The sequence below is a fragment of the Emticicia sp. TH156 genome, assembly GCF_002855535.1.
In the GTDB taxonomy this organism is placed as follows: Bacteria; Bacteroidota; Bacteroidia; order Cytophagales; family Spirosomataceae; genus Emticicia; species Emticicia fluvialis.
Map to the genome: position 1 here is coordinate 316,443 of NZ_PKRS01000005.1, position 20,131 is coordinate 336,573.

14 protein-coding genes are annotated in these 20,131 nt (G+C 44.4%); 11 read left to right on the forward strand and 3 right to left on the reverse strand.

Going from position 1 to position 20,131, the window contains the following annotated elements:
- Positions 1-24: 24 nt before the first annotated feature.
- Positions 25-264, reverse strand: coding sequence for a hypothetical protein (locus C0V77_RS11805; protein WP_101726559.1), 240 nt, complete (start codon positions 262-264; stop codon positions 25-27).
- Between the two features lie 370 nt (positions 265-634).
- Positions 635-1,006 carry a hypothetical protein gene (locus C0V77_RS11810; protein WP_101726560.1) on the reverse strand — a complete coding sequence of 124 codons (372 nt, stop codon included), beginning with the start codon at positions 1,004-1,006 and terminating at the stop codon, positions 635-637.
- A 439-nt stretch (positions 1,007-1,445) separates the two neighbouring features.
- On the opposite strand from C0V77_RS11810, the gene C0V77_RS11820 reads away from it, so the two are divergent.
- The 3 genes from C0V77_RS11820 to C0V77_RS11830 all read left to right on the forward strand — a co-directional run bounded on the left by C0V77_RS11820 (position 1,446) and on the right by C0V77_RS11830 (position 9,286).
- A complete protein-coding gene (locus C0V77_RS11820) occupies positions 1,446-6,086 on the forward strand; it encodes a tape measure protein (RefSeq protein WP_101726562.1) in 4,641 nt (1,546 codons plus the stop codon).
- 201 nt (positions 6,087-6,287) lie between these two features.
- Entirely contained in the window at positions 6,288-6,911 is a 624-nt protein-coding gene (locus C0V77_RS11825) for a hypothetical protein (protein ID WP_101726563.1), read from the forward strand.
- 431 nt (positions 6,912-7,342) lie between these two features.
- On the forward strand, positions 7,343-9,286 hold the full coding sequence (locus C0V77_RS11830; RefSeq protein ID WP_101726564.1) for an ATP-binding protein: 1,944 nt from the start codon (positions 7,343-7,345) through the stop codon (positions 9,284-9,286).
- Between the two features lie 101 nt (positions 9,287-9,387).
- Here the strand turns inward: C0V77_RS11830 and C0V77_RS11835 are convergent, their stop codons facing one another.
- Positions 9,388-9,627, reverse strand: coding sequence for a hypothetical protein (locus tag C0V77_RS11835; protein ID WP_101726565.1), 240 nt, complete (start codon positions 9,625-9,627; stop codon positions 9,388-9,390).
- 444 nt (positions 9,628-10,071) lie between these two features.
- Here C0V77_RS11835 and ggt point away from each other — a divergent pair, with 444 nt between their 5' ends.
- The 8 genes from ggt (at position 10,072) to C0V77_RS11885 (ending at position 20,096) form a co-directional block, all read left to right on the forward strand.
- Positions 10,072-11,829 carry a gamma-glutamyltransferase gene (gene ggt, locus C0V77_RS11840; RefSeq protein WP_101726566.1) on the forward strand — a complete coding sequence of 586 codons (1,758 nt, stop codon included), beginning with the start codon at positions 10,072-10,074 and terminating at the stop codon, positions 11,827-11,829.
- A 120-nt stretch (positions 11,830-11,949) separates the two neighbouring features.
- Complete coding sequence (locus C0V77_RS11845; protein WP_101726567.1) at positions 11,950-12,504, forward strand: hypothetical protein; 555 nt, start codon at positions 11,950-11,952, stop codon at positions 12,502-12,504.
- Positions 12,505-12,509: 5 nt separating this feature from the next.
- Entirely contained in the window at positions 12,510-12,947 is a 438-nt protein-coding gene (locus tag C0V77_RS11850; protein ID WP_101726568.1) for a helix-turn-helix transcriptional regulator, read from the forward strand.
- A 345-nt stretch (positions 12,948-13,292) separates the two neighbouring features.
- Positions 13,293-13,484 carry a hypothetical protein gene (locus C0V77_RS11860; RefSeq protein ID WP_101726570.1) on the forward strand — a complete coding sequence of 64 codons (192 nt, stop codon included), beginning with the start codon at positions 13,293-13,295 and terminating at the stop codon, positions 13,482-13,484.
- A gap of 412 nt (positions 13,485-13,896) precedes the next feature.
- Entirely contained in the window at positions 13,897-16,860 is a 2,964-nt protein-coding gene (locus tag C0V77_RS11870) for a hypothetical protein (RefSeq protein WP_101726572.1), read from the forward strand.
- Between the two features lie 37 nt (positions 16,861-16,897).
- Complete coding sequence (locus tag C0V77_RS11875) at positions 16,898-17,404, forward strand: hypothetical protein (RefSeq protein WP_101726573.1); 507 nt, start codon at positions 16,898-16,900, stop codon at positions 17,402-17,404.
- Between the two features lie 312 nt (positions 17,405-17,716).
- Positions 17,717-18,820 (forward strand): hypothetical protein, encoded by a 1,104-nt coding sequence (locus tag C0V77_RS11880; RefSeq protein WP_101726574.1) that lies wholly within the window; start codon positions 17,717-17,719, stop codon positions 18,818-18,820.
- Between the two features lie 196 nt (positions 18,821-19,016).
- Positions 19,017-20,096: a DUF1542 domain-containing protein gene (locus C0V77_RS11885; RefSeq protein ID WP_101726575.1), complete on the forward strand. Its 1,080-nt coding sequence runs from the start codon at positions 19,017-19,019 to the stop codon at positions 20,094-20,096.
- Positions 20,097-20,131 lie beyond the last annotated feature (35 nt).

A 20,131-nucleotide genomic window follows, 5' to 3' on the forward strand; every position in this document is an offset into this window, starting at 1 on the left:
TGATTTAAAAAAGAACCTGCAAAATCAAATAAACACCGAAATATAAGTAACATCGGGGAAGGTGTTGGTGTTGCATTTGAGCTCCTGCTCCTGGATTAGCTTTACGAAGTTGCTCAACTGTGCCGGCTGAACTTCGGTATTGATTAAGACCGCAATACTGCTGAGGTCTTGATTATCAATGATTTCTTCTGAGTGGATGTTGCTTTTAAGTAATGCTTCTTCGACAGTCTGCCGCAGTGCATCTCTTTGTATAGCTATTTTCATAATGTATCTACCAAATAATAGGTTAGTGAGACAAATATAGAAATTGTTTAGATTTTTTCTGCATTAAAATTTAATAAATTGTTTAGACAACCGCCCGGCAATAAAGTTTAACGGGCATGAAATTTTTTTCTTCCGCAACGGTGCCTATATACGTAAATAAAGTTGTGTGAAAATAGTATTAAGTGTGTCTTTAAATTTAAACAAACTAATACCTTGTGTGGCATCGGTTTCGTTAAGGCTTACTTTGTTGCCTGCAAAAAGTTACAAACCCGGCTGGCTATTGCGTAGTTTTTTTTAATCTGCACTTAAAAAGGGGTGTGCCTAAAAATACTATTTAGACACACCCCACTAATGGTAATAAATGCCACAGTTAACGGTTAAATTCTTTGTTGGGCGCAATGTCGCCCGGACTGACGTGCTGGTCGGAGTCGCGGTTTGATTCCATATCCTTCTCATGGGCTTCTTCTTCGGCCGACTCCGTTTCGGGTGTTACCGTTTCAATTTCCGGCGCATCAGCCTGGCCGCTATAATCGGCTTGTTTGTTCACGGCATCGTCTGCGTCAACGTCGTACTCCTGCCCGCCTTGCCCGCGGTAGGTATTGGCCTGGTCTGGCTGCGGAGGCACGGCGCTTTCGCCGCCCTGCTGGTTACGGGTTTGGCTGGTAAGGCCTTGCGAGGCATCGTTCGGCTGGCCGTTTCCCTGGTCTGTTGCGGCAAGAGGTTGTCTGTTCTGGTTTTCCATTGTGTGAATATTTTGGTTTATATACAAGCAAAAAACTCTGTGCCAGCAGGGTGTCAGAATCTGATACCTTGTTTACGTATAGGTGTCAGCGTTTGATACCTAAGCTGACACCAAGTGCCAGGCAGCACGTGTGTTGGTGTCGGCCATTGACACCTAAACCATACCCTAAGCCGCACCCTAAACCATCACCTAAGCTGCTACCATTAAATAAACTAAACAAAACGAAACTAAACTTTTTAATATAGTTATATAATAATGGGTGGCAGGGCTTCTGGTTTTGATTTAAAAAAATGAAGCCGAAGGGCATGAAAGACGTGCAACAGGAATTTAAAAAACAAGGTTTTGTGCCGGAAATATTTTTCGCCAATGTGCTTACATTATAAGTATGAAATGGTTATATTTGTTGATATAAAAAATCCAACACAACAATTTCTGCAAGATGGCAAATCTACAATTTACGGCGTCAATTGATGCCGCCCAGTTTAATAAGACATTAGATGACATAGAGAAAAAGATTAAGGGTTTGAACAGCGGTGGGTCGGTTTTATCAAGCATTGTAGAAACCCACGATGCCATACAAGCCTTAACCGCAGTGGCTGATGCTATTGTGAAAGTAAGAGGTGAGTTCAGATCCTGGGAGGGCCAAATGGCTGGTGTTTTAAATAGCAGGGTAGAAGCCAATGCGCTAATGGCCGAGGTGATGACGATGGCCGGTCAGTCTCCGCTTAATGTTGAAGAAATAGCTCAAGGCGCGAACGCATTAATTGCGTTTGGCGCGGATGCCAAAACTGCCATGGCTGATTTACAAATGCTTGGCGATGTGTCGTTGAGTGTGGGTGTGCCACTTAATGAGCTTGCAGAATTATACGGAAAAATGCGGGAGAGTGGTGCTGCGTCATCAGATGAATTGACGAAAATGGCAGGGAAGAATATTCCGGTATATGAAGAATTAGCCAGGGTGTTGCATACCAATACCGATGGGGTGAAGACCTTTGCCAATGAAGGAAAGATTAGTTTTGGTCAGGTTCAGCAGGCTTTTATGAATATGACCAATGTTGGCGGCATTTTTCATGGGGTTATGCAAAAAGAGGCTGAGACGGTGGCGGGGCAGATTAACGCTTTGAAGAACGCTTTTGAAAGTATGTTGAATGAAATCGGGCAAAGCCAGAGCGGCTTGTTAAGTATGTCGGTAGATGGACTTTCTTTACTTGTAGAAAATTATGATAAAGTTGAAAAGATTTTAACAGTATTAATAGCAACTTATGGAACTTATAGAGCTGCTGTAATAACTATCGACATTGCTCATAAATTGATTAATTCAAGTAAGGTTGCTACGTTATATATTGAAATGGCAAGAGGTTTGGGAACACTTACAACTGCCACAAAATTACAAGCTGTAGCATTGGGGATACAAACTAAAGCACAAGCAGCATTAAATGCAGTTATGAATGTGAATCCTTATGTAGCTGCTGCAACGGCTATTGCTGCATTGGCTGCGACTATATGGGTCTTACACGATAACACTAATTCCGCAGTAAGAGCGCAAGAATTGTTGAATAAGCAGCAAGATGAGATACAGAAGAAACGTGAAGAATTGGTGTCTAAGACACAGTCTTTGATGAGTGTTATTAACAGCGAAACAAGTAGTAAATATCAACAAATTCAAGCCTATTTGGAGTTACAAGCACTATATCCCAATTTATTAGGAAATATAACACTTGAAACTTTTAAAAAGAAGGAAGCTACCAAGGCTCAGCTTGAATTAAATAAGGCAATTGACCAATTTGAAATTTCAAATTTGGAAGAGAACTATAAAAGCGCCAGTAAGAATGTATCTACTTTGCAGGATAGAATAAAAAACTTTAATGTGAAAGACCAAGCGTCGGCTGAAACCTTTAAAGTGCTTGAGAAAGAATTAGAGACGTTGCAAATTTTTGCTGAAAAATCATTGAAAGATTTAAATCATGCTAAGGAACTTCAGTACGAAGCGACAGTGCCTTTAAAAAAGCAGAAAGAAGATCAGGAAGCTATTAGACATAGTATTGTCGGAAGAATTAAACAAACGAAGGAAGTAATTGAATCAGAAGAAAAATTGGGGGTAAAAGGTAATTTCATTAAGTCAATAATGGAAAAGATTACTCTTCAAAACCTTATAGTTAGTTTAGAAAAAGCCGATGGCAAAATAAAAAATCTAACCGACAGAATTAATGATATTGACATAGATTTTGGCAAAAGTTTAGATACAGCTGTAACTGAGAAGAATGTACAGAAAATTTTAGATTTAAGCAAAAAGGCAAAAACTGAAAATCAAATTTCTGCACTTGCAAATGCTGCAAGGGAATTGAAAGGAAGCCTTGAATTAACTTCAAATGAATATAAAAAGCTTGATACTCTTTATAAGAGTTTAACTTCGAAAGGAAAAACTGAATTGCCCGTACAAAAAGGTTCAATAAATTACTGGCAAGAAGAGTCAAGAAAAGCTTCTAGTGCTAGAGATAGCTTAAATCCAGATATTTCTCCCAATGAATATGAAAAGTATACTAAGAGAAAACTTGAGGCGGATATAAAAATTGAGGAACTAAAAAAGAAATATGAGGTAAAAACGTTCGAACAAACTCTTGAAGAAAAGAAAAAGCAATATAGTGAATATAACCAGTGGGTAAATGAAATTGGCAAAGCTTCTGCCGATAAGCAATTTGAAGAGTTGCTTAAATCAGGAGAGAGCTATAAAGATTATCTCGATAAACAGATTGCTGCTTTAGAGACAAAGGTTAATAGTAAGGATGCCACTGAAGAAGATAAAGATAACCTCAAAAAAGCAAAAAGTGAATCACTAAAAGCTTATAAAAGCGAGCTTGATATTAAGAAAACCCAGTATGAATTATATAATAAATGGGTAGAAGCTTATGGCAAGGAAAGTGCAGATAGGCAATTTAAGACTCTTAAAGATGCAGGTAAAGGCTTCCAGAATTATCTAAAGAATGAAATAGCAATTCTTGAGGCCAGAATTAATAATAATACCGCCACTGCAGATGAAAGAGATAACCTGATAACTCTTAAAGCCAGAATTGAACCGGATACTTCGGCTTTAGATGAATTCAAGGAGCAAATTTCAAAGATGCTTCAGGATGTAGAGAATGAGACAGAGAAAATTTCTCGTCTCAATGATGAAAAGTTTGTAGTTAGCAGTACAGTTACAGATGATAAAGAGAAGGAAGCCAAGTTGAAAGAGCTTGATAAGCAGATTGTTGATGCAGAGAAACGGAGGATTGAATTGTTTAAAAATTTTAATGCTGAAAATAATGCTCAGGAAAGCAACCGACTAAGGATTCAGAAAAAGTATGCAGATTTACGAATTGCAGCAGAAAAGGAGTATCAGGATAAAACATCTGAGATTTATTTAGAGACCATTAAAAAGATAAATGAGAAAGAAAGAGAAGAAATTGCAGCTACTGATACAAAGCTGCAGTCGTTTGTTCAAAAAGTACAAAAAGAAATACAATCTATTGTTGAATCAGGTAAAAGAGAATCAATAGAGTCTTACATTTCAAAAGTAACACCTAAACTATCGGAGCTGGAGAATAAGTCTTCGGAAGGGAAGACGTTAGCTACTCCTGAATTGGAAGCGTACCAATCACTTCTCAAATCTATCACGGATGCAAAGGTAGCGTTGGTAGAATTAGACTTCAAAAATTATCAGACACTTGCCGGCCTTTTGGGACAAATCGGAACTTCATTTCAGGGGTTAAATGGAGATGTAGGAGAATTTGCAGGTGCTTTGCTTAAAGTCTCTTCTAAAAGTAAAGAGTTTTTTGAATACATTAAAGCAGCAAAAATCAGCAAAGAATTTGCAGCCGCTGCTAAGGCTGCCCAGAAAATGGCTGAACAGCAAAAGACCGAGAAGGCAGCATCAGCAGCAGAGGAGGCAGTAAACGGTGCACAAAAAGCCGCTAAAGCAGCACAATCTGGATTGATTGGTTTAGGAACTATGCTGGTCACCGAAGCAATTACTTCCTTTGTTGCGCAAAAGAAAATTAATGAAGAACTCGCCAAGAATACCATTAAACTACAGAAGGAATATAACCGGCTTTTAGCAGAAGAAATAAGATTAAATGCCTTTAGAAGTAGCAATAAATATGTTAAAGACTATAGAAATATTTTTACTGAAGCATCGAAGGGTTTACATGATAATCTAGGATTAATGAATAAGTTCTTCTATGATTTGGAAAACTCGCTTGGACTTATTGTGAAAAAATATAATGGTATTTTGGGTATAGGTAAGTTCAATATTGAAATACCAGTGTTGTTTAAATATCCGGAGATGATAAAAACGTTAGAGGATGGTACTCGAGTTTTGAATATTGAAATAGCACAGGCTGCTATTAATAGTGGGCTTTTAAGTGATAGTATGGTAGATCTCTTACAAGATGGTATAAACTTACAGAAGAGCATCAACGATTATGTTGCCGGAATTAATGATATGATAGATGAGCTGATAGGTGATTTAGGAAGCAACCTCAGGAACGCTTTAGTGCAGGCATTTAGAGATGGTACGGATGCCGCTCAGGCGTTTAACAAAGTGTTAGGTGATGTGATAGCTGATGTATCTTCGAAACTTTTGTTTTCTGCAATATTTAATTCCGCATTTGATGAATTGAGCAAAAGATTCAAAGATTCATTTGACATTGCAAATGGAGGAGACTTTAGTATTCAAGATGATTTAGATGAATGGAATAAAAAATATAAAGACTTAACTAAGCAATTTGAAGAAAGACAAAAGGAACTTGACAATTGGCTGATTGCAAGCGGATATGATAGTAATTTAAAAAACGATTCTTCCAACTCCCTATCAGGCTCAATAAAATCAATTTCTGAAGAGACCGCCGGGGTGTTGGCGGGGCAGATGAACGCCATTCGGATGACACAGGCCACTAATCTGGACGTAAACCGAAACCAACTGCTGGCACTGACCGAGATTGCCACCAACAGCCGATTCCTGAAACACCTGGAACGTTTGGAGTCCATAGAAAAGAAAATCAGCAATAATAACGGCGATATCCGTGCGGGTGGGGGGTATTAACCCATCAGTTGCAGCCTTCATTTTTAACCGTGAGGCCTGGTGTTTTCTTATATCCGGCGGCAAGTTTTTGGCCGCCGGGTACACAAAATACGCTTTGGTTCACGGTTTTTGGTTTGGTTTATATCTGTTTTTATAAAATGTGTGGCATTATCCATTAGTTTGTCTTAAAAATGTCGATATTCATACCAAAAAACAGCAAACATGGTTCAGAAACACTTGGTTACTATTTTTCTGGCGTTGGCTCTGGTCTTTCTGGGTGTAGCCGTATCGCTTTATCCGGGCGGCTCGCAGGCCAGTGCAACCTCTGTTGGTTATAGTTTTGCTGACAATTACCTGTGCAGCCTTTTTGGCGATACCGGTATCAATGGCATGGCTAATCCGGGTCAGCGCTGGGCCTTTGCCGGTATGTTTTGTATGTGTGTGGGGTTTGGGGCGTTTTATTATAGGGTAGCAGCCAAAATACCTCACCGGGGGGCGTCATTCATTATCCGTTATGGTGGTGTGGCTTCTTTTGTTTTTGCTTTCGGAGCCATTACGCAATACCACGACATCGCCGTTAGCATTGCCTGTGTGTTTGGTATGCTGGCCATGTTTTACCTCTTTGTTTTTGTGCTCAGGTCGCGCCTGCGGCTGCTAAAGCTCAATGCCATTATCTGTCTGTTTTTCCTATATCTGAATGCTTTTCTTTATTACGCCAGTATATGGCTGGTGGCGCTGCCCATAGCACAAAAGATAAGCTACGTTTTTCTGTTAACCTGGGTGCTGGGGCTTGAATATGTGGCCACACCGGAAGATTTTGAACCACCCAGGAAAGCCAGGAACTGACAGATGACACTACAATTGCTGAGGCCGGAGAACACACTCAATCCGGTTGAGCTGCTATGTTTGATTGGCGCATGGGCATGGGTGCGCTTGAAGTTGAGCCGTCTACCTTGCCTGCCAAAGCTCAATCCGTAATCCGGCCGGGGTGGTTTATGCCTTGCAGGTGCTTTTAACACGCTGGCCAGACTACCTTGCTTTGAAAGGCATTTCTGTTTCATTTCCAGCTTTTTTTACTGATTGTTGTTTCAAAACTATAATTTGGCAGGTTATTTGAGTGAGTATTGCTGACAAGTAACCTGATTGTCAAACAGCACCGTTTAATTGTATTTTAAGCGCTGAATAGCCATTTGAATCCCAAAAAAATTACTCCGGCCGTCGGCGCACGTATATTTTTATTAATTTTGAACCTACCCTAACCAGAAAAAACGCGCCTGATGTTGAGATTTTTTTATTTTATTTTGTTTTTCCTAGTTACTACTGTTGTTATTGGCCAGAACGATTTATCAAGCCTGCAAAGTCAGCTTAAAAAGAGCAGTTCCGACACCGACAGAGTGCGGCTGTATATGTCAATCAGCAGATATTTTGAAAACAAGCGGTCAGACTCCGCCATACATTATGCCATCAAGGGTCTGAAACTGTCCACCCACCTGCACAACAAGCCGGCTCAGGGTATGTTCCTTTATCAATTGGGGGTTATCAATATTCTTTACAACAAGTTGTCGGTAGCGCACCAGGATCTGGCGCTAGCGCTTGCGATTTTTACGAAGCTGAAAGACCGCAAAAACATGACGCTCACCTACGCCGAACTGGGCATTGCTGAAAGCAAAGGAGGCAACGGAGCCAAAGCAGAAGAGTATCTGCAAAAGGCCTTAGACCTGAGCATCAGTGCAAAAGACACCGCAGATATGATTCATAGCTACCTGAAGCTGGGTTCGGTTGAAGAAATGAACAATAACCCCGCCAAAGCCCTGGGGTATTACCGGCAGGCCGAGGCGCTGAACAAAGCGCTGCCTGTTGGCAGGCTGAATCCGGCTATTCTGGAACATATAGGCCGGGTGCATCTGAACGAAGGAGACCATGCCAATGCCATTGAACATTTTAAAAAGGGAATAGAGCAGAACAGTCATCCGGAGGGTGTAAGCAGCCATATTACGTACCTGACCCGCACCGGCGACGCCTTTAGCCGGCAAGGCAACGACGACAGCGCCCTGGCGTATCATAAAACCGCTCTTGATAAAGCTGAGGCGTTTTCAATGCCGGAAGAACAGGTGATGGCACTGCTAAAAATTGCCGAGATAGTTAAGAAATCTGATGCAGACAAGAGCCTTGGGCACCTGAACTATGCACTTGGAATAGCCAGAACGATGTCGCACCAGCGGTTGCAGGCCGAGGTCTATAAAGCAATGGCCGCAATATACAGGCAGGAGAAACGCTATAACGAAGCCCTGCATGCCCTTGAGCAACAACACGCCTTGCTAGACAGCCTGTTTATTATTAATAAAGAGCAGGAGTTGTCTGGTATGCATGCCAGAAATTTATTGATAACCACCACAGCAAGGCTGGAAAAGGAAGAGCATGAACTGATGCTGTGGTTTGGTGCCAGTAGCCTGGTGTTGCTGGCCCTGCTGGGTGTAACCGTTGTGGTTTGGCGTAATGCACGCGCAACCAAGGCAATGAATGCCCGCCTGGCAGAGTCTAATCTGGTAAAAGACCGTTTGTTTTCTATCATCGGGCATGACCTCCGCGGGCCCATCGGCAATATGACCCAACTGCTGACCATTATGGAACTGGACGACCTGGACCCCGCCGAACGCAAAGAGATTGTAGGCATTATGAAACAACAATGCGATGCGTCTTATGAAGTGCTTACGTCGTTGCTCAACTGGGGTAAAATACAGCTGCAGGGTGCTGCCGTAAGCATGACAAAGTTTAAGCCCGAAGCCATTGTAAGCAAAAACATCAATGTGCTTATGAACCAGGCAAGAGCCAAGGCTTTAAACCTGAGCAACCATGTGCCTGCCGGCCTGCAGGTGTATGCCGATGCCTCTCAGTTCGACTTCATCATCCGCAATTTGTTATCCAACGCCGTTAAGTTCAGCCACAAAGAGGGTAGCATTGAAGTTAACGCCGCCCCAGACGCCGATGAAGACTTCATGGTTTTTTCGGTCAAAGATAATGGTGTGGGTATAAGCGCCGAGCAGCAGCAGCAGTTTTTGCGCAGCAATATCAATGTGGCTTATGGCACCGATGGCGAAAAAGGTACCGGGCTGGGGCTATTGCTTATTAAAGAGTTTGTGCAGGCTAACGGCGGGAAAATCTGGCTGGAAAGCGAAGAAGGCAAAGGCAGTACGTTCTCATTTACGCTTAAAAAGGCGTAGGGCGCAGGGCATATTACTTATAAAGTAAAGGGCATCTGTAACGGCATTACAGAATAATGGTTTGTTTTACCCTCTGCTCTGATCCCTTCGCCCTCTGCCTTTTAGTAGCTGTAAACCGAAATGTTCATGACGCCTTTTCTGGCTGAGAAAGACGACACATACCGCAGGCGTTCTTTTTCAAGAAAATTCTTGAACTTCTTTAACGATACCATCGTCGATTCTCCATCAACCCTGATGCGTATCATTACAAAAAAATCGTTCCCTAATGTGTTTTGCGCAATCAGCCTGCTGAGCTGAAGGGCCTCTGACACCTTGTTACGGAGGTTAAATGCTGCTGCCATTTGTGTGTAGACGGACTTGTTTAATGAGGTTACTCGCAAAGTAAGAGCAGAAACTGCCACATAGAAGCACAGTTTCAAAAAACTGAAATGGCGGGAAGAATCCCGCCAAAACTAAAGCAGTCGGTCAGTAAGACAGAAGGCTTTTCATGGCTATAGGTATATCAAATTAAAATTAAAACTTCTCAATAACAATTCAAAACTTTTTTGTAGAAATTTTATTAATAATATGATTTTTTTTAGAAGCAATTGTCGGTATAGTTTTCAATAAACTTACGCCACAACTGATTAAATGGTTGCGTGGGTTTTTGATTTTTTTTTCGGCGAGCCTGTTTTCTTTTTAGCAGGCAGGCAAAAAGTAGAAAAAACAGGCAGGGCAAGATTATTTTTCGCCTAAAAACTTATATTTGTTTTCTGCAAACAAACCATTACCCAAATACTAACTGAATGAAAAAAAATCTGCTTTTTGTTCTGCTGGCGCTGGCTGCCTGTAAAAATCAACCCAAACCAACACAGGAAATAAAGGGTTTTAGCGAATACGCGGTTGATGTGCCGGGTGTGAAGACCTTCTACGACAAAAAAGGCGTACTGGCCGACAACGGCATGGTAGCTTCGGCGCATCCGGTTGCCTCGCAGGTTGGGGTAGATATACTGAAAGCCGGGGGCAATGCCATAGATGCGGCCGTGGCCACGCACTTTGCGCTGGCGGTGGTGTATCCGTGGGCGGGCAATCTGGGCGGAGGGGGTTTTCTGGTGTACCGCGATAAAAAAGGTGGCACTTTTACGCTCGATTTCCGCGAGAAAGCCCCTGCCAAAGCACACCGCGATATGTATCTGGATGCGAACGGGAACCCTGTTGCGGGGCTGAGTATTCTGGGACACCTGGCCAGTGGTGTGCCGGGCTCGGTTGATGGCATGGTAACCATGCACGAGCGGTTTGGCAAACTACCCTGGGATAAAGTGGTGGCTCCGGCCATTGCGCTGGCAAAAAGCGGTATTGTGCTAACCGAACGCGAAGCCGTAGGGCTGAATCGCGTGCGGGGCGAGGTGCTGAAAGTAAACGCGGCAGGGTCGGCGTATTATATAAGACCAGACAAACAAGACTGGAAAAAGGGCGACACCCTGGTGCAGGCTGACCTGGGCCGGATGCTGGGGCTTATACAGACACGTAAACGCGCCGGTTTTTATGAAGGCGAATGTGCCGACTTACTGGTGAAAGAAATGGAACGCGGCAAGGGCATAATAACGCACGACGACCTGAAAAACTACCACTCGGTATGGCGCGATGCCATTGTTGACAAATACAAAGACTTTAAGATAATTACCATGCCACCTACGTCGAGCGGGGGAGTAGCGCTGATGCAGCTGATGAAATTTGTGGAGCCATACCCCATTAAACGCTGGGGCTGGAACAGCGACTCGACCGTGCAGGTAATTATAGAGGCCGAACGCCGGGTGTATGCCGACCGCGCCAAATGGCTGGGCGACCCCGACTTTGTAAAGGTGCCGGTGAAACAACTGACCGACAAAGCCTATCTGAAAAACCGCATGGCTGATTTCTCTTTCGACAAAGCCACCGACAGCAAGGCCGTAAGCGGCGGCACGGTGCCGGGCTATGAAAGCAGCGAAACCACGCACTACTCGGTGGTTGATAAAGACGGTAATGCGGTGTCTATCACCACTACGCTCAACGGCGGTTTTGGCAGTAAGGTGGTTGTGCAGGGCGGTGGTTTTCTGATGAATAACGAAATGGACGACTTCAGCATTAAAGCCGGTGTGCCCAATATGTTTGGCCTGATTGGCAACAAAGCCAACGAAATAGCCCCGGGCAAACGGATGCTGTCTTCTATGACACCCACCATTGTTGAGAAAGACAATAAGCTGTTTATGGTAGTGGGTACGCCGGGTGGGTCTACTATTATCACGTCGGTTTTTCAGACCATCATCAACGTAATTGAACACGGTATGACCATGCAACAGGCCGTAAACGCCCTGAAATACCATCACCAATGGTTGCCGGATAACACCACTTACGAGAAAAACGCTTTCAGTGAGGCCACCCTCAACAACCTGAAAGCCAAAGGCTACAAAATGGTGCCAATGGTGGGTTCTCTCGGACGTATGGACTGCATCATGCTGCGCCCGGATGGCAGGCTGGAGGGCGGCTCAGACCCCCGGGGCGATAACACCAGTATAGGTTATTAATACTTCTGTTTAAAGATTTTACCAAGCACTTCTGCCTGCGGGTGGCGGTGCTTGGTGTTAATTTTGCCAGAATATTACCCCTGAGTTGTGAACTAAAAAATAAACTTATAAGTTGATTTTATGAAAATTGGTAGTATATTTGCTGTTGATAAATCAAAAAAACTCTACTCAGTTGCTTATGAAGACCAACCAAATGAATTTCAACGGCTGTTAAATTTGTGGATTCAGGATATTGAATTTCTAGCGCAGTTTTTTGAAACGCATGAAAGTGATTTATTGAGCGGTTTTTTTGGGAACATGAGCATGGAACAAGCCATAGAATTGACTCGCAGAGAAGCCGTAAAATTGAGAGATCAGTTTTACAGAATTCTAAACAGTAGCGATGCCGGTGCAGAGAACCTTCAACAAATTTTTAAGCCCTTAAGCAACACCGACTACCAACTGAAACCACTGGCTAAGGAGAAATCAAAAAGAGGGTGGCTCAGAATTTACGCTATCCGCATTAGTGCCGATGTATATGTGGTTTCAGGGGGAGCCATTAAGTTAACAGCCACCATGAATACCCGGCCTCATCTTTTGCTTGAACTTCAAAAGCTGGAGGCAACCAGACAGTTTTTAAAGGAAAACGGATTAATTGATGAATCTAATTTTGATTTTGTTGAGTTTGAAATTTAAGCAATATGGAAAAAGAAATACTGATTGAAAAACTTGATAAAATTGCCAATGTGGATACCTCATGGCAGGATGAACACCTTTACTATCAGGAGAATAAATCATGGCTTGACCGTTCGGCTAAAATAGCTATTCAGGTTTTAAGTGTTCTGCGGAAGAATCGTAAAGAAAGTAAACCTCCGGCCACGCAAAAAGAGCTGGCTGAGTTGTTGGGTATCAGCCCGCAGCAGGTAAACAAAATTGTGAAAGGCAATGAAAACCTGACGCTCGAGACCATCAGCAGGCTTGAAAACGCCTTGTCTGTGCAGTTGATAACGGTTGCCACACCTGCTGTTGCCGCAATTGATGCGCCTGTGGCTTGGGTTGCCGAGGATGAGGTTGGGTACACTGCTGGTTTGGATGCTGATACCATAGTGGGCGCTAAGGGAGCGCCGTCAAAAGAATAGTATTGCTACGGCTATGAGTATTTGTTTCACTAACCCCCAGAGAATCGAGAACGGCAGCAATTGTTTTGCCCTTCGTGTTTATTTTCTTACCATTAGGAAGATAAAATTGTCCAGAAGTAGTAACGGTTGCCAGCGCAAAAGACAGTATGAGTAGTATTTTTTTCACAGTCTGATTGTTAATTTTTTTAATGATTGTTGTTTCATTGCCAAAATAAGTAAAATCCTGGAAATTGATTATTATTTTTTTGTTTCCAATAAAGAATTTTAGAACTATCAATTTACTCAATGTAAAGGCTTAATTTTGCAGATACCTGGTGTGTTCTTTCATTCAGTAATATCCTCAAAATGAAAATCTTTCTTAACCTGCTTAAATGGGTATTGGTGCTGGCTTTGGTGCTGCAGTTTACGCTTACAATTGCTTTGTTTGGCAGTGGCTATGAGATTGCTACCAAGAGATTATGGCCCGACATCCGCAATATTGTGGTGCTGCTGGCTTTGCTGGGCGGGGTTATTTACTTGAAAAAGAAAAAGGCCTGATGGGCACCTGCTTTGGGCATCCTACACATTTATCTGCATATAATGTTTTTTTTATGGTGTCAGCCTGGCTGCCCTTGCCGGTACGCCCTCGCCGGTACGCCCTCGCCGGTACTCCCTTGCCGGTATGCCATTACGGCCTAAAACCTGCTTACAGGGGGCGCCAGGGCCGATTTCTGCTTGTCATGGGGCGGTAAATTCTGTTTTCTCATACCAAAAATGTATCCGCCTGAAAATTATATTTTCCGTTTAATAAATTTCTGATACAATAAAATAGAAATATTTCTACATTTATCTGTACAAAATCAATTTATTGTTAGGTATAAAATGCGTTTGTCTTTTCTACCAACCAATTGATTTTGGCTGAAAAACCCTGTATAGGTTTTTTTATAACGCCTTTTGCTAAACTTTTGCTATGATAACCCCCATTAGTTTTAAAAACGACCTCTCTTATGGGGTTAGTATCTATTTATCGACTGACGACACCAACGCAGGTCAGCCCAATTACATTGCCAGGCTCAGCTTTGTGGGGCATATTGAACCCGCAGCTACGCTGGCTATCAGTCAACAGTCAGACCTCACCTCGGTTTATATCTGCTACGACAACCAGAACAAACCCGTAAAGCGCATGGTATATGAGGGCGGCAGCAGCCAGCAGGGTTTTACCATTACTCAGGCCGATGCCGACGTAATAGCCAGTAATTATAGCTTCTTTGCTTTTATTGCCGCTAATCCTAACGACGCACTGTCGGTCAGCTTTGCAAAACTGACCGAAGGAGGCAACGCCACCCCCGACCAGATAGATGCTTTTTATGAAGGTACGGCCAATTATCAGGCCTGCACGTATGTATCGTACATACTGGTGCTGGCGGCTTTATCGGCCGATACAGGTACGTCTCCGGCCGATACCGCTTACAGCCTGAAAAGCCTGGTTGGTTATCTGGGTGTTAACTGGCCCGGTCTGGTGCCTGATTTCCCCGTCAGGAGTTTTACCTGCACCACCCTGAATGGCAACGGCAACCTGGTAAGCCTGAGCTGTGATGTAAACATGGAAGATATTTATTTTGGCAGCCAGATAGCCGCCAATATCTTTACCATTACGCCTTTTAACAGCGTAAAGGTGGTGCATGTCAATATCAGTTTCAGCTATACCTTAACGCCGGATCTGGTAACGGTTGACCTCACTTTCAGCCTTGATGCCATCAGGATACCCGTTGCGGCCAATACAGATATAACGCTCAGTAATCCGGCCATTACTTTTTCGTTGTCGCCGCAAAGTGGCGAGGTTAGCTTTATGGCACAGGCCACCATCCCCTTTAAGCTCTGGAGCAACCCGACTTTCTATGCCGATTTATCGATGGTAATCGGTGCAGATCAGGCCAATATCGGTGTGGTTATCAGAGGTGATAATTCTGTGCTGTTTACGCCGCCTATTATTCAGGGGGTTCATTTTACCTCATTCGGCGTGGGCATGGGTGTGTTTTTCCAGCCGATTATCGGGTATTCGCTGGGCGTGCAGGGGTCGTTTACCATTGGTAAGCCGGAAGACAACGTACTGGTAGAAGACAACAGCTTTGCGGTGGTTTGTGCGTTAATCGGCGATATCCCGAACCCGCTCTATATATCGTTTTATGTATCACAAATAAGCCTGAACGAACTGGTAACCATTTTTACCGATGTCGATTTCAATATTGATTTTCCGGTATCGGTAAAAAACCTGTCATTCGTATGGCAGGAGAACCCCACCCAGCCGGTGGTATTGCCAGACGGCTCTACTTCTAAATATGAGTTTGGTTTCAGCGGGTATCTTGATTTCTTCGGGCTCGGTTTCTATGGCGACCTCGACATCAACCCTGTTTCGGGTGTCAACGGCATCATCACCATGTCGCCGTACGAACTTGGGCCACTAAGCCTGAAAGGCAACGGGCAGGCCATCAGCATAAAAGTAAATGAAGCCGGAGACCCCATCAGCAACAATGTGGTGCCAGAAACTTCAGCCGAAGAATTGGCTATTGAAAACGCCGGCACCCAAGTAATTATACAAGCAGGTGGGCCGGTTATGGAGGTAAGCACGTTTGAATCGCCCTACTTTGTAGCCAGTATTGCCATTGCGTTTCTGGACTGCCGGCAATCGGTTGAGGCCTCGGTTACCAATAATGGGTTTAGTTTTGAGCTCGACTTTGAAGCAACGCTCACCTCAAGCATGGCTTGTGTGCTAAAAAACTACCAGTATTTTTCAGGCTCGTTTACTTATGGTGCCGATTTGATGATCCGGATTCCCGATTCGGTTGATGTGTTTAATCTGGGCAGCATTCATTTTGTATCAACCATTAGCAGCGAACTCACGATTGATACCAGCGCCGATGTCATACGCTTTACCTACGCAGGCAGTTTTGATTTCGCCGGGTACCATTACCATATCCCTGAACTGTCGCTGGATATCAACACCCAAAGCCTGCAAGACATCATCAATACGGCCAATCAATGGATTATCGATAACGTTTCTACGCTTTTCAAAAATCTGTATGCCGATGCCACCGCCTGGATAAACGCCATAACGCAGGGGGTAATTGTGCTGGCCACCAATACCGCCCAATATGTAATAGAAGGCTTTAAGGTAGTGTATGGTGTAAGTGCGGAAGCCGTTGGCGACCTGCTGAAAGGCACCAACTATGCCCTGAACGACGTAGCCAAAGGCATGAAAGACGTTTACAACGCTACGTCGACCCTCACAACCCAGACCCTCGTAACAGCCTACAATGCCGCAGAAGACAGCGCCGCCGCTGCCCTTCAATATGCGGGCTACACGGCCGACGAAATAGCCGATGCCCTTGTCAATGTATATGGCAGCACCATGGAGGTAGTGGGCGAGATACTGCTGGCCCTGGGCTACAGTGCCGATGTGGTGGCTCAGGCGCTTACTGATGCATTTAATGCCACAGAAGCAGAAGTAGCCGCTGTAATGGCAGAACTGGGCTACGCCATTGACACTGCTGGTAACTGGGTAGAAAAAACTGCCAAAGATGCCGCCGACGCCACCAAAAATGCCGCCGATGATGCCCTGAAACAAGCCACCGACAGCACCAAAGATGCCACCGACAGTGCAATAAAAGAAACCGAAGATGCCGCCAAAGATGCGGCAGACGAGGCAGAAAAGGCCGCCAAAGACGCAGCAGATGCTGCCAAAGATGCGGCAGACAGCGCATTGAAGGCATCGGAAGATGCGGCCAAAGATGCAGCCGATGCGGCCAAAGATGCTGCCGACGAAGCCGCGAAGGCAGCTAAAGATGCAGCCGATGCGGCCAAAAACGCTACCGACAGCGCCAAAAATGCCACCGACTCGGCATTGAAGTCGGCGGCGGATGCTATTATTCCGTAGTAATTTGATTTTTAAATTGCTAACAATAAAAACTTATATGAAAGCAACCGACAATGCCACCAATGCAGCCATGGAGGCAATAAATAATCTTGAGAAGGAAGCCAGAGATGTAGTAAAAACCGACCAGGACGAACCCCATACTGCGAACATGATCTCCATATCCGCCTTGAAAAGTACCCTAAGTGAAGAATTTAATGCCGGCATAAAAAGTTTAAGGGAAGAGGATAAAGCGAACATAAAAGCGGTTGCCAATGCCGATAATGCCACGAAAAAAGCAATGGCCGAAGCCGAAAATGCTGTTAAATTAATACCCGTTGGAGACAGTAAACCGGGTGAAGCAATGCATCCAAACAAAAATGCGACGGATGAAGCCGAAAATAGCCTGAGAACAGCCGAACAAGAGGCGGGCATACCTATGTCTATACCAGCGAATCTCAATAAAAACGCTACCGACGAAGCCCAAAAAGCAATGAATGATGCAAACGAATATTTAGAGACGGGCTTGAAAGAAGCACAAGATACGGTCAAAAATCTGGGGAAATAAGCCAGAAATGCTATTGGTGCAGCCATGGAGGCGGTAAACGCCCCTATTGTAGCATACCCGACAAAGAAACAAACGGTGGCGGATGCCCTTATTCTGTAATAACCCGGCCTGCCTGGCTTTATACAGGCAGGCGAATGACCAGCTGTGCAACAATACCCAAAAAACTAATATGAAAACAATTTTTGCTCTTGTCAATTGCTTTGCTGTGCCTTTAAATGGATCCCGTGAACCGAACAGTTCCTGAGGTTATCGTTCAAACACTGCTGTTAAATTTATTTCTGTTCAATTATTAAAATCTAAACATTACCCATTATGGCAATTGTTATTCAAGCTGCTTCTTTTTTTCCGACAAGCATCAGGGACTTCGCAGTAACCGATGCTGAGGTCTATTATCCGGGGCCATTGTTGATGGTTTCCTTTGGCCATGCTCAGGTTTATGTCAACGGCGAGGCCATTATTAAACCCACGTTTACCAGTGTTTATGATACTGCCGACTTAGTCTGGATTTCTGTAAGCTGGCAAGCTGCCGATGGCAACGGTTCGTCGGCTGCGCTGGAGTTTTATTTTATGGAAGGCTTGTCGGTTGTGGGCGGTAAATACGCTATAGGAGCCGCGTCATTGCCGGAAAAAGATAATATTTCGGGCGTAATTGCCAATCCTGAAACACCCTCTGGCCTGTGGGACGGCACCTACAATACTTTTATTGGCGCCGACTACAAGGCAGATGATGTGCTGGTGATAGAAGGCCAGGGCCTTGGATACAAGTCTAAGACCATCCATAATCATGTTTATCTGGTGCAGGTCATTACAGATGAAGTGGGCGTTACCACCACCACCTATCATACCTGGTGGTTTCAGTCGGGCGATAACAAGCAGAACGCCTATCTTTATTACGTGAGCTCTGAATACGGTAATTCATTTGTCGGGCAGACCTGGACAGGCCAGGTACAACCGCTGGAATACAACTTTTCGGGTTCAATTGCACTGGAACTTCCTTCCAACTGGATGAGCGACCTTATTCTTGAGGCTGAAAACGCCGCAAAAGAGGTAACAGACACCGCTGTTGATGCCTACAAAGATGCCAGGAATGCAGCCAAAGTGGCCACCGATACCGCCAAAAATGCGGCTGATGAAGCCGCCAAAGCCACCACCGATAGTGCCAAAGATGCCACCGATGCTGCCAAAGATGCTACTGACGCAGCCATAAAGGCAACGACAGATGCAGCTAAAGATTCTGTTGATGCAGCTGAAAAAGCAGCCAAAGATGCCGCCGATGCTGCCAAAAATGCTACTGACGATGCCAAGAACGCATCTGATAACGCCAAAAACGCAGCAGACAGCGCCGCAAAAAATTCGATAGACAGTATTCCGCCGCCGCCACCCATGCCTAAAGTACCCAAAATACCAAAAATTTAATTAGATAAAGGCCGATGCGCTGAAACGGGTATCGGCCTGATACCTCTTTAAAACCCATGAAAACAGCTGCCATTACAGGCAACAACCTGTGGTTTGAAAAGCCTGGCCGGTTATACCCAGCCAGTTTTGATTTAACAACCGAAAGCCCTGCGTACAAACATTATCAATTATTATAAACAATTAAACATTTAAAGCCATGGCAATTAATACCTCAATCAAAGCCAATTTTATTACTTATTTACAGAACCTGGAAACCGAGGTGTACTACGGTGGCCCTTACCTGATGGTTGATTTTGCCGCTTACAGCGTAGATGTAAACGGCGAAGCCATTAAAAATCCGGTGTTTACTACGGTGCTGTCTTATGACACTATCGTTCAGATTTCTGTAAGCTGGCAGGCCGCAGACGGCAACGCCTCTTCTGCTGCTCTTCAGTTTTATTTTCAGCCAGACAGCCTTATCAGCACCGGAAAATACATGGCCGGCACTGATGCCCTTACACCTGAAGACAATTTTACAGGCTTAGCCGCCGAGCAAAGTGCCGACCTTACGGCCTGGAACGGCAAGTATAACACCTATGTAGGCACCGACTACAAGGAAGATGACACCCTGACCATCAGCAGCCCATCTATTACCTATAAATCTAAAGCCATAAACAATTATGTGTATCTGGTGCAGACAACCACCCTTGAAGACGGCACCGTTACCCAGAACTGTCAGGTGTCGTGGTTTGAGTCGGGCGGGAACGACCAGAACGCCATTATTGGTTTCAGTATTTCTGAAGGCTACCTGATATTTATCGGCGACAAATGGAACGGAAGTACGCAGCCAACCGAATACAATTTTATGGGTACAACTGCGCCAACGCCGCCATCTAACTGGATGACAGACGCCATTATTGCCACCGAAGAGGCAGCCAAAGATGTGGCAGACACCGCTGTGGATATTTATAACGACGCCATGAATGCCGCCAAAGATGCCACCGATGCCAGCAAGGATGCCGCAGACGAAGCCATAAAGGCAACTACCGACACGGCCAAAGATGCCACCGACGATGCCAAAGATGTAACCGACGAAGCCGTTAAAGCCACAGAAGATGCGGCCAAAGATGCTACTGATGGCGCAAAAGACGCCGCCGATGAAGCAGAAAAAGCAGCCAAAGATGCGGCTGATGCAGCCAAAGACGCCACTGATGACGCCAAGAACTCGGCAGATAACGCGGCCAAAGATGCGGCTGATGCCTCAAAAAATGCCATAGACAGCATTTTTAAAATTTAATGTATTGCCGGTCGGTACTCAGCTTGGGTACCGGC